The sequence below is a fragment of the Virgibacillus sp. FSP13 genome, from assembly GCF_054048505.1.
On sequence record NZ_JBSVKG010000009.1, the window covers coordinates 1 to 12,102 of the forward strand.

A 12,102-nucleotide genomic window follows, 5' to 3' on the forward strand; every position below is an offset into this window, starting at 1 on the left:
TTCGCATTTTATATCTTTTGTGTCAAAAACCACCATCTATTAGAAAACAGCCTAATACAAAAAGCCTCTAGAAAGATTTCTAGAGACTTTTTGTTGGTATTTAGCTTAACGTGAATAGAATTCGACGATAAGTGCTTCGTTAATTTCAGCTGGAAGTTCAGAACGCTCTGGATAACGAGTGTAAGTACCTTCTAACTTATCTGCATCAAATGAAACATATTCAGGTACAAAATTGTTTACTTCAATTGCTTCTTTAACAATGTCAAGGTTACGAGAACGTTCACGTAAACCAATAACTTGACCTGGTTTTAAGCGGTATGAAGGGATATCCACACGTTTACCATCAACAGTCACATGACCATGGTTTACCAACTGGCGTGCTTGTCTGCGTGTACGAGCAAGACCAAGACGATAAACAAGGTTGTCTAAACGTGATTCAAGTAAAATCATGAAGTTTTCACCATGAATACCTTTCATTTTACCAGCTTCATTAAATGTATTCTTGTATTGACGTTCATTCAAGCCATACATGAAGCGAAGTTTTTGCTTTTCTTGCTGTTGCAAGCCATATTCAGAAATTTTCTTGCGTTGGTTTGGGCCATGTTGCCCGGGAGCGTAAGGACGTTTATCTAATTCCTTACCAGTTCCAGTTAATGAAATGCCAAGACGACGGGATTTTTTCCATACGGATCCAGTATATCGTGCCATAAGACATTTCCTCCTTTATATTTTATTTGCATAAAAATAAAAACCGTGTTCCAGTCGCTTGTTCATTTTGTTTTCATGTACCATCGCTCCAGCAGCAGAGAGTTACACGATACACCTCATAAAAATAATGAAGAGGAACAAAATGATTCCAAACGCAGTCCACCTAGGCCGCTTTTATTTTACACAACGATTAGTATATAAGTTTTAACAATGAAAGTCAATGATTTCATCGTAAACTATAAAATTTGAATAAATAAAGATTATTATATGGGAAAAAGTATCTAGATTCGATATAATAAAAATAAAATGGAACGTTTTAAATTATCCTTATGATAGGTGATAATATGATAACAAATGATAGGCAACAAGAAAAGTTACGTGGTATATTTTACGAACTCATTTTAAGTAGTCCGAATTATTCCTATGATAATCTACTTTCCATACTTACGTTGAAGTTGCAGGAACTATTTTGTTTTTCACATGTCGCAATCTATGCTTACAATAGTTGGAACAATTCGTATGAGTTAACGGATGGACACACAGAGGGGATGTTCAAGCCACGTCTTTTTAATAGTGAATTTAAGACACATGACCATTCCATTATTCAGGTGAACGGGAAGCAAGTACTTCAGGATACATCGGATTTATCAGATTCATTCGTCATTCCATTAGCACCAAAGAATGAATCCACTAGTTTTATATTTGTATCCATCCCGAGACACGGAGAATTAGTCTCAATTAAATCACTCAACTCTTTGAAAAAACAACTCGAACAATTTCTTCGCGTTATTCATTACCATAATAGGAATGAAGAAAACAATAAAAAGGATAAATTTCTGTTTGATTTAACATCGCGTTTTTATGCTTTAACAAATAAACAAGATATCTTGACAGAAATTACGAATGCAATAAACAAACTTTATCCAGACTTTACCTTTTACTTGCTGCTCTCACAGGACTATGATGTGGAAGGTTCCTTACCGATTAGAACTATCGAATACAGTGACGATGCCACGAAACGTGTTAGTACACAAGCGTTTATGACTGGAGAAGTACAATTGGAAGATCGAATGCATACGAAAAATACGTGCCTATATGCCCCGTTGAAAGGGAATCAGGGTGTTTATGGTGTGTTGCAAATTATCACCCCACAAATCGTCAATTTTCCAGAAGAGGAAATTACGTTTATTATCCAATTTGCTAGCGTTGCAGGGAAGGCAATTGAGAATGTTACGCTGTATTTGCATTCCAAACACTTGGTTGCTGATTTGAAAATGATTAATGATGTGACACATAAATTAAATTCCAATTTGAAGCGTTCCGAGATTACTGCAATTGTGAAACAGAAAATTGTAGATGTATGCAGCGCAACACAAGTGGGTTTTGCCTATTATCAAGAAGAAAAGGGAAATAGCTTTGATATGTTATCCGGTAGTACAGACTTTTTTTATTCAAAAGAAGGCTTCGATATTACAGAACACATACTTGATAATATGAAGTCGAATAAAGAGCCCATTTTTAGTGGTGATTATACAAATGTGATACAAGAACTCCCATATCGTTCTGTAATGGCGATTCCTATGCTCCATTCTGGCATGATACATGGTGTGATTATCATTATGCACGAAAAAGGCTATTTTTTCTCATTTGATAGTTTTAAATTAATGCAATCACTGATTCAGCATTCTACTTTAGCGTTGGCAAATTCAATTTTGAAAGATAAGCTAGAGAGTGCAGTGATTACCGATTATCTCACAAAACTTTATTCTAGGAACTATTTGGATGAAAAGATTCAGGAACACATAACAACAGGTGAAAAAGGTGCGTTAATTTTATTTGATATTGATGATTTTAAAAAGGTTAATGACAGGTATGGGCATTATATAGGGGATGAAGTGATTAAACAAGTTGCCAAAATTATTAAAATGCATTTGGGAAAAAATGATATCCCTGCCCGTTGGGGTGGAGAAGAGCTGGCGATTTATTTACCGAACGCAAGCATTGATGACGGTGTTAAAATGGCTAGTCAAATTAGAAAACAGGCGGAACACGATACGGACCCGATGATTACGTTATCTTGTGGTGTATCAACGTGGTCTGATAAAATAAATGATTCTGTTCAAGCTGTCTTTATCCAGGCTGATAAGGCTTTATACGAAGCGAAAAACACTGGGAAAAATTGTGTTGTAAATGGGAACGTGTTGACAAAGGATTAGAAGACACGAAATGTTGCGTCTTAACAAGGAACGCAACATTTCGTGTTTAGGAATATAAAATTTTTAAAAGAATTAACTTAAAAAGTCTTCTACAATTCGAGCGTATTTCTCAATGTAAAATTCGTCTGTTTCATCGAAGCGATTTGTACTTGGACTGTCAATATCAAGGACGCCATATATTTCATCATTTACAACTAATGGTATAACAATTTCGGATCTGCTTGCACTATCACAAGCAATATGTCCAGAAAACTGATTGACGTCGGCTACTCGTTGTGTTTTTCGTTCGCTTACTGCAGTTCCGCAAACCCCTTTACCATACGGAATCCGGATACATGCAGGTAGGCCTTGAAATGGTCCGAGAACTAATTCGTTTTCTCTCCAGATGTAAAATCCGACCCAATTGACATCTTCCAAGAATTGATTTAATAGTGCAGATGCGTTAGACAGGATGGCAATGGAATCTGTTTCGCCATCTGACAATGCTTTTAATTGTTTTAAAACCAACTCGTAATCATCCGCTTTGTTTCCTGAATAACTTTTTACATGAAACATTACACATTTTCCCCTTTCAGTAGATGAATTTCGACAACTGTATGCAGTTAATGTCGAGAAGAACTTGCAGGATATTTGCTCACTTTGTCGTAAATATGAAGTAAGGAGATGAAAATAGTGAAAAATAATCCCTCAAAACAAAAAGTAATCGACGCAGCATCCGCGCTATTTTACCAAAAAGGGTTTGACGGTACATCAGTGCGCGACATAGCTGATAAAGCTTGTGTTAACGTTTCATTGATCAGCTATTATTTTAAAAGTAAGCAAGGCCTTTTAGAACACGGTGTAACACAATATTATGAAACCTACCTTAAAACGGTTGAAGAAACATTGCAACTATCTGAGACAGATTCAAAGCTTGAAAGATTAAAAAAGTTAGTGGAGACAATTATACAATATAGACAAAATAATCACCAATTTTCTAGCTTTATTTTACGTGAGCTCTCCCTTGATTCTGTTTTTGTCCGGGAAATGGCAGTTACATACATAGCAAAAGAAAATTATTATTTAAGCAATGCTTTTTTCTCGATATTGGAAAAACAGCAAACGCAACATATCGATCGAGAATTTTTATTTATGCAATTAAAAGGAATGTTAATAACACCATATGTTTTGCAAAATGAGTGGAAAAATCAAGTGATCGGTGAGCAGTCGCATCATATGTTTGTGAAGAAATATGTAAGCACCATACATAAATGGCTAGATTTTATTGTTTCATAGGGGGGGGAATGAGAGAAATTGGCTTGTATGTTAAAAGCCATTCTCTTTTTTTCAAAATCACATAAAAAATTTGTCATATCGTTAATTTATTTGAATTTTTTTAGCCAAAATTGTTGTATACATGGTATCATAAATATAATAATGATAGAGTCGACATTTTTAAAATAGATACCTGTTTTTAAAAATAGAGTCTAAGGGGAATTAATCCTCTTATACAGGAAGGAATAGATTAGGAGGCTTTTTATGGCATATATCATTGGAACTATACTAGTTATAATCGCATTAATTATTGTTGGCCTTATTTTACGAAAACGGGTATATGATGTTGTTGATCGGCAAGAAAGCTGGAAAATGGATATTATGAACCGGAATATTGCTTCCGAACTGCAACGGATTAAAAATCTAAATTTATCAGGCGAAACACAAGTTAAGTTTGAAACCTGGAAGGAACGCTGGGAGTACATTATAACCCGCGAATTGCCAGACATTGAAGAGTACTTATTAGATGCAGAAGAGGCTGCAGACAGATACCGTTTCTCAACAGCAAAAAAAATCTTACGTAAGGCTGAACAAACATTACAATCGATCGAAAGTGATATTGAAAACATATTACAGGAATTAGATCAATTGCTTGAGTCAGAAGAAACAAGTCGATTAGAAATAGAGCAAATTCAACCGGAAATGAAGGAACTGAAAAAGAAGGTGTCCCAGCACCGGTATCAATATGGCAAGGCAGATGTTCATTTTGATAACGCAATTGATAGACTGGAAGAGCGATTGAAACAATACCATGAATTCACTCAATCAGGTGATTATCATGAAGCACAACAACTTGTTGACGAATTAAAAATGGAGTTTGCGACAATTCAGCAGCAAATTAATGATTTTCCTACTATCTATAAGTCATGTAAACACGACTTACCGGGACAACTAGATGAGTTACTCACAGGAATTAAAGGTATGAAAGATGATGGATATCGTGTCGAACATCTTGGTTTTGAAAAAGAAATACATAACTACCAACGACGCTTGTCAGATTGTGTTACTTCTTTAGATAAAGGTGATTTAGAAGATGCCAGACAAATTATTCCTGAACTGGAAGAAAGAATAAAAGAAATGTATGTGTTGCTTGAAAAAGAGGCCATTGCCAAAAACTATATTGAAACACAAATTCCGAGTTACCGTCATTTATTGGATGAGTTAAGTACATCTTTTCACGAGACAAAAATAGAAGTTGAGGAATTAAAACAAGCCTATTATTTTGAAGATGGGGATATGGAAAAATACCTAACATTAGACAAAGCGATTTCCCAACTGAGAAAACAACTTGATGAATTATCAACCGAGATCGAGAATGATGACACATCTCATATGGAATTGCGTGAAATGGTTGAGGCAGGTTTTCAACAAATAGAGTCATTACAAGCGGAACATGAAGCATTCAAAAAACGTATTCGTGCCTTGCGAAAAGATGAATTGGAAGCGAAAGAGAAGTTATCAGAAATAAAAAATCAGCTTAATGACACATTGCGAAAATTGAATAAGAGCAATATCCCAGGTGTACCAACGTTTATTTGGAATTTGTCTGAAACGGCAAACGAAAAAAATGCCCAAGTTTTGAAGACATTAGAAAAGAAACCATTGGATATTACCGAAGTGCAACATGCATTAACACAAGCAGAGAAGGCAATTGATACAGTCGTTGAACAAACAGATATGATGCTTGACCAGGCCTATTTAACGGAGCAAGTGATTCAATATGCCAACCGGTATCGTAGTCAATACCCTCTTTTGGCAGCTAAGTTAGCTGAATCTGAACGTTTATTTCGATCATATGAATATGAATTATCACTTGAACAGGCAGCTAAAGCGCTAGAAGAAATTGAGCCAGGTGCATTAAAACGAATTGAAGCAATCCAGGAAGAAGAGGTATTGAATTAATATATAATGAGAAAATGATTTACTTTCAGGCTGTCTTATGGAGTGGGATTGACATATCCTTTCCTTGAGTCAGCCTTGCTTATTGATCAAGTTTTAGCATACAAAAAGTTAGGAGTCAAACGAATGATTTATTTAGATAATAGTGCTACAACGAAACCACATCCAGAAGTACTAAAGAGTTTTCAGCAAGTATCTGAAACCTATTTTGCTAATCCCTCCTCCATCCATCAGTTTGGTGGTGAAGCTGAAAAACTGTTATTGACAGCAAAAGACCAGGTAGCACAAATATTGCAGGTAGAACCGAATGAGGTTATATTTACTTCTGGTGGCACGGAAGGCAATAATACTGCAATTAAAGGAATTGCCTTGCAGCATCAAGCTCGTGGTAAACATATTATTACAACAACCATTGAACATCCATCCGTTATTGAAGCATGCCAAGCTTTAGAAACGTTAGGTTTTGAGGTGACCTATTTACCTGTTAACCAAAATGGTGTAGTATCAGTTAAGGATTTAATCCATGCTATTCGTGATGATACAATTCTGATTAGTGTTATGCATGTAAATAATGAACTTGGATCTGTTCAGCCAATTGAGGAAATTGGCCTAATTGCTAAAGAACATCCCAAACTGTTCTTTCATGTCGATAATGTACAAGGTTTGGGTAAACTGCCATTGGATTTATCTGATAGTGGGATTGATTTATGTACAATGTCAGGACATAAGATCCATGGTTTAAAGGGAACAGGAATACTATATGTAAATAAACGGACTAAACTTTTTTCTTTGCTTCATGGTGGTAATCAAGAACAAGGTATTCGGTCTGGAACGGAAAATTTAGCTGGCGCCGTCGCGATGGCAAAAGCATTACGATTAATTACAGATAGGCAGAAAAACGATGGGGCTGCAATGTTGGAATTGAGCAACTATCTTTGTAATGAATTAGTTAGCATGGACGGTGTCGAAGTAAATACACCAAAAGATGCAGCACCACATATTATCAATTTTTCTGTTCCTGGAGTAAAACCTGAGGTCGTGATTCATATGTTGGGTGAACAGCATATTTATATTTCAACCAAATCTGCATGTTCATCAAAACAAACAGATGAAAGTAAAATTTTAGCTGCTTGTGGGTTTAATCAAGCAAGAACCATCTCAGCCCTAAGAGTAAGTCTATCTTATGATTCAACAGAAGAAGAAATAAATATATTTTTAAATGCGTTAAAACAAGCAATTCGTCAATTTAAAGAAGTTATGGAGTAGATACGAATGGAATTTGATCATATATTAATACGATACGGTGAAATGGCTTTAAAAGGAAAAAACAGGAAAAAATTCATCGTTCAGTTACAAAACAATGTAAGGCGAAAATTAAAAGAATTTCCGAATGTAACGGTTAAACGTACACAGGGAAGAATGTTTGTCCTCTTGAATGGTGAAGCACCGGAACCTGTTATGGCAAAATGTCAAGAAGTATTTGGGATTCAAAGTCTCAGCCTAGCAGTTAAAGTGAAAAATGATGAGCAAGCGATAAAGGATGCAGCATTATACGCACTTAAGGACAACGAAACTGTTCGTACATTTAAGGTATCTGTTAAGCGAATCGATAAAGATTTCCCAATTCGGTCTCAAGAGATGAATCAAGTAATCGGCGGATATCTGTTAAGCAATACTTCAGGATATAAAGTGGATGTACACCATCCAGATTTGGAAATTAAAATAGAAATTCGTACAGAAGCGACTTATATAACCTCCAGTAAAGTTCCTGGTTTGGGTGGGCTGCCTGTGGGAACTTCGGGAAAAACGTTACTTATGCTTTCTGGTGGAATTGATAGTCCTGTAGCCGGATTTTTAGCAATGAAACGTGGTGTGGAAATCGAAGCAATTCATTTTCATTCTCCACCTTTTACGAGCGAGCGTGCGAAACAAAAAGTTCTGGACCTAGCAACAAGCTTAACTGAATATGGAAATACTGTGAAGATGCATATTGTACCGTTTACGAAATTGCAGCAGACAGTATTTCGCGAAATGCCTGATGGATATGCAATGACAATTATGCGTCGGATGATGTTTCGAATTAGTGAGATGGTTTGTAATCAGGAAAGCATCTTATCGATTACGACCGGTGAGAGCCTGGGACAGGTTGCTAGCCAAACGATGGAGAGTATGAACACGATCAATGAGGTAACAACGATTCCGATCATTAGACCATTAGTTGCTATGGACAAAAACGATATTATTAAGATATCCCGTAACATTAACACGTATGATATTTCCATCAGGCCATACGAAGATTGCTGCACGATTTTTGTACCGAAATCGCCAAAGACAAGACCAAGACGAGAAAAAGTGAATTACTTTGAAAATCAAATGGATTTCACGGATTTACTGGAAGAAGCCGTCGAAGGAATTGAAGTTGTAAAGTTAACAAACAACCGTGACACTGTACAAAAATTTGCGGATTTATTGTAAAAACGTTGTGTAACTTACAAGAACTACCAATAGAAAAAGTGTATGTTTACCCTCCACGTTACACACTATAAGAGTACCAAGGAGGTGATGAACACATGGCTTCAAACAATAATTCAAACCAATTAGTTGTACCAGGAGTACAGCAAGCATTGGATCAAATGAAGTTTGAAATTGCTCAAGAGTTTGGCGTTTCACTTGGTGCAGATACTACTTCACGCGCAAACGGTTCAGTTGGTGGAGAGATTACGAAACGACTAGTTACAATGGCTGAACAACAATTCGGTGGGTATCAGTAATAACAACAAAATTAAAATTTAATGGCTGAAGGGCTGCCTTACATAGGCAGCCCTTCAATTGTTGTGAATAAAAAACTTTATAAAAAGGTTCTCTTTACACGATCCCAGTATGAATTATTTTTAAGTTTGACTGTTTTAATCACTTTTTCACTGAGTGCCGCGTTAATAGTTTTAATATTCTTGATTGGAAATGCTTCATTATCCAAACCAATGATAGGATGGTCATTTCCATCTTGAATAATTTCCAATGTTAATTTTCGATTTTGATGCAATACAAACGAGGAACCAAGTGTACGAAATCGGTTGTTGTTAAGTGACGCAAGCTCGGAAACTTGAAAGCAAGGGATTTTTGGATCGATAACAGCCCCGTTTGTTGATTTGTTATAGCCTGTACTTCCGGTAGGGGTTGCTACAATTAGTCCATCACCGCGGAATGTCTCGAAATACTGATCATCAATTAATACATCCATTGCAATTGTTTTTATTATCGTTGATCGAATACTAACCTCGTTCAAGCAGTAAGACAACGTTTCATTATTAACCATAACATTGATAACAGGGAACTTGCGAACTTCCATTTCCTCATTTTCCATGGAGTATAACATTTCGTCAAAGGTATCCATATTAAAATCGCAATATAAACCAGTTTCGTCTGAACGTGTTATTCCTGAATATAAGCAATCCTGACGAAATCCTGTTTTTCGAACTGCCTGCAAAAAAGCACCATCACCACCGACACTTATAATAATACTAGCATCATCTGGGTGATCAACAATTGAAAAGCCATTCTTTTTTGCTAAAGCAAATAAAGGTTCAAGCTCCTTCTCTAGTTCGTTTTCTTGTTTGTAATAAAAATAAATATTTTTACGGTTTGGCATAGTCAACGCCGCCTCCATTATAAAATAATCTTTTTTTAAGTTTATCATTTTTTCTATTTAGTTGCGATTTTTGGTTAAAAATAGCATATATGTAACAGAATAGAAAGGTATTGTTTTACTTTTTTACATATTAGGGAATTCTTTTAAAGTGCGAGTTCAAGAAGGAGGATAAAAAGGACCGCGTCGACTAAAACCGCTGGCGTCCTGCAGCAATGCCGACACTAGCACGTCCTGTGCGTCGAAAGTTCAAGGCGGCGTAGCTTTGAGTACCGGAACGGGCTTCTATAGGATATGGTGACTTCTGCGTTGCCCACAGGACGTGGCGGTTTTAGCAGAAGTTCCTTAGCCCGTGAGGAACGGTGAGTCTTGCCAACGAAGAAATTCGATGTGTCATTTTTACCGGACTTTTTGAACAACCTTTTAAAGTGACGTATAATCAGCATTCGTTAAATTAGTGCGAATGTAGGGTTCTTGTATGGAGTTGATAGTCTTGATTTGGATCATCATTTCTTTATTTATTATCATTTGTATTGTACTCATCCTGTCAAAAATATACATAATAGTTTCACTTGAATATCTTGAGGATAAACAAATACTTCATGCCTATATAAAACTGTACGGAATTCGAATCTTTAAAAGAAGGATTGATCTGTCCAAGTTGGATACATCGAATTCGTGGGAGAATACATTTAAAGATAAAAATTTTAAAGAAAGCCTCGAATATATTTATCATGTTACCGAAAACTTTTTTGAAATGGTAAATGATATCGCGATGGCGACTCGGATATTTTTAAATCGTTTATCTGTACATAAGTTAGAATGGTATACCAATTTTGGTACTGGAGAGGCAAGCGGAACAGGATTGGCAGCTGGTGGTATATGGACAGTAAAGGGATATATGATTGGTTTACTGGACAATTTAAGTCAACTTAAATGTACCCCGGATTTGCAAGTTACTCCCTATTTTCAAGGTAAATTTATTTATTCAAAATTTGATTGTATGGTATCGATTAGAATAGGACAAGCTATACACGCACTTATTAAAGTGATACGGAAATCATCGTTTCGAAAAAAAGAAGCATTGATTTAAAGGAGGATCCAAAATGAGTGAACATCCAATACAAGGATTAATGACGACGGCAATGGAAAATTTAAAAGATATGATTGAAGTAAACACCATTATTGGTGATCCAGTAGAGTCACCAGATGGAAGTGTGATTATTCCGGTTTCAAAAGTTGGTTTTGGCTTTGCAGCTGGAGGAAGTGATTTTAGTGGAAAAAAGAAAGGCTCTGACCAAGGTGGCGGTGAGCAAAAAGGGATGCCATTTGGTGGGGGGAGTGGTGGAGGTGTATCCATTACTCCGGTTGCATTTTTAATTGTAAGTGCCAAAGGAATTAAAATGGTCCACCTTGATGGAAATACCCATTTGGTTGAAAAAATGTTGGATTTTGCTCCCCAAGTAGTGGAGAAAATACAGCAAATGTTAAAGGAATCTGGCCAATCAAAGAAACCAAAAAAGCAACATAAAGAAAAAGAAGACGAAGATAAAGAGCAACAATCAATTTACGATATATAAAACGGAACTACATTTAAAATTTGACGATGGTTTTAGTGAATAAGTGACTGTTCACAAAACTGTTACAACTTTTAGGGGCATGATAATGGACACTTGCTGACAAATTATTCATAATAAGAGTGAGGAAAAAGAAAATAGGAGGAATGATTCGTATGGCAAATGTTACATTCAATCAAGATCCTGTCACACTTCTTGGCACTGAAGTTAAAGTAGGGGACAGTGCACCAAACTTTACCGTATTATCAAATGAACTTAATGAAGTCTCATTGGATAATTACCAAGGAAAAGTGAAATTAATTGCAGCTGTACCTTCTGTAGATACTGGTGTTTGCGCAGAAGAAACAAGGCGTTTTAATGAAGAGGCTGAGAAGATTCCTGGAGTTCAGGTGTTAACCATAAGTATGGATTTACCATTTGCACAAACACGCTGGTGTGCGGCAAACGGCATCAAAAATCTTGATACGTTGTCAGACCATCGTGATGCTGATTTTGGTGAAAAGTACGGTGTTTTAATTAAAGAATTACGACTGCTTGCCCGAGCTGTTTTTGTGATTGATTCAAACGATAAGATTACATATGTTGAATATGTAGACGAAGTAACGAATCATCCGGATTATCAAAAGGCACTTGAAGCAGCTAAAAGCGCAAAATAGTCAAGTTAAAGTCTCTCTTGCTTTTAATAGTAAGGAGGCTTTTTGTTTATTTCCACTAAAATTTTGCTCCATTACTAGGTTCATTA

12 protein-coding genes are annotated in these 12,102 nt (G+C 36.1%); 9 read left to right on the plus strand and 3 right to left on the minus strand.

All coding sequences use genetic code 11. From position 1 onward, the window contains the following. Positions 1–105: 105 nt before the first annotated feature. Positions 106–708 (minus strand): 30S ribosomal protein S4, encoded by a 603-nt coding sequence (rpsD, locus tag ACW2QC_RS09725; RefSeq protein WP_457543774.1) that lies wholly within the window; start codon positions 706–708, stop codon positions 106–108. Between the two features lie 344 nt (positions 709–1,052). On the opposite strand from rpsD, the gene ACW2QC_RS09730 reads away from it, so the two are divergent. Beyond that, the gene (locus ACW2QC_RS09730; protein ID WP_457543775.1) at positions 1,053–2,924 is read left to right on the plus strand and encodes a sensor domain-containing diguanylate cyclase; all 1,872 of its coding nucleotides are present in this window, start codon (positions 1,053–1,055) and stop codon (positions 2,922–2,924) included. Between the two features lie 72 nt (positions 2,925–2,996). Here the strand turns inward: ACW2QC_RS09730 and ACW2QC_RS09735 are convergent, their stop codons facing one another. Continuing rightward, positions 2,997–3,479, minus strand: coding sequence for a GAF domain-containing protein (locus ACW2QC_RS09735; protein WP_457543776.1), 483 nt, complete (start codon positions 3,477–3,479; stop codon positions 2,997–2,999). Positions 3,480–3,587: 108 nt separating this feature from the next. Here ACW2QC_RS09735 and refZ point away from each other — a divergent pair, with 108 nt between their 5' ends. The 5 genes from refZ (at position 3,588) to ACW2QC_RS09760 (ending at position 8,908) form a co-directional block, all read left to right on the plus strand. After that, a complete protein-coding gene (gene refZ, locus ACW2QC_RS09740; RefSeq protein WP_457543777.1) occupies positions 3,588–4,199 on the plus strand; it encodes a forespore capture DNA-binding protein RefZ in 612 nt (203 codons plus the stop codon). Positions 4,200–4,442: 243 nt separating this feature from the next. Then, positions 4,443–6,140, plus strand: a complete 1,698-nt coding sequence (gene ezrA / locus ACW2QC_RS09745) for a septation ring formation regulator EzrA (protein WP_457543778.1) — start codon at positions 4,443–4,445, stop codon at positions 6,138–6,140. A 123-nt stretch (positions 6,141–6,263) separates the two neighbouring features. Beyond that, on the plus strand, positions 6,264–7,403 hold the full coding sequence (locus tag ACW2QC_RS09750) for a cysteine desulfurase family protein (protein WP_457543779.1): 1,140 nt from the start codon (positions 6,264–6,266) through the stop codon (positions 7,401–7,403). Positions 7,404–7,409: 6 nt separating this feature from the next. Continuing rightward, complete coding sequence (thiI, locus tag ACW2QC_RS09755) at positions 7,410–8,612, plus strand: tRNA uracil 4-sulfurtransferase ThiI (protein WP_457543780.1); 1,203 nt, start codon at positions 7,410–7,412, stop codon at positions 8,610–8,612. Positions 8,613–8,707: 95 nt separating this feature from the next. After that, on the plus strand, positions 8,708–8,908 hold the full coding sequence (locus ACW2QC_RS09760) for an alpha/beta-type small acid-soluble spore protein (RefSeq protein ID WP_106496893.1): 201 nt from the start codon (positions 8,708–8,710) through the stop codon (positions 8,906–8,908). A 77-nt stretch (positions 8,909–8,985) separates the two neighbouring features. On the opposite strand, the gene ACW2QC_RS09765 is transcribed toward ACW2QC_RS09760, so the two are convergent. Then, complete coding sequence (locus ACW2QC_RS09765) at positions 8,986–9,786, minus strand: NAD kinase (RefSeq protein ID WP_457543781.1); 801 nt, start codon at positions 9,784–9,786, stop codon at positions 8,986–8,988. A 490-nt stretch (positions 9,787–10,276) separates the two neighbouring features. On the opposite strand from ACW2QC_RS09765, the gene ACW2QC_RS09770 reads away from it, so the two are divergent. The 3 genes from ACW2QC_RS09770 (at position 10,277) to tpx (ending at position 12,016) form a co-directional block, all read left to right on the plus strand. Further along, the gene (locus ACW2QC_RS09770) at positions 10,277–10,876 is read left to right on the plus strand and encodes a DUF2953 domain-containing protein (RefSeq protein WP_457543782.1); all 600 of its coding nucleotides are present in this window, start codon (positions 10,277–10,279) and stop codon (positions 10,874–10,876) included. A gap of 13 nt (positions 10,877–10,889) precedes the next feature. Further along, entirely contained in the window at positions 10,890–11,363 is a 474-nt protein-coding gene (gene ytfJ, locus ACW2QC_RS09775; protein WP_457543783.1) for a GerW family sporulation protein, read from the plus strand. 152 nt (positions 11,364–11,515) lie between these two features. Further along, the gene (gene tpx / locus ACW2QC_RS09780) at positions 11,516–12,016 is read left to right on the plus strand and encodes a thiol peroxidase (protein ID WP_457543784.1); all 501 of its coding nucleotides are present in this window, start codon (positions 11,516–11,518) and stop codon (positions 12,014–12,016) included. Positions 12,017–12,102 lie beyond the last annotated feature (86 nt).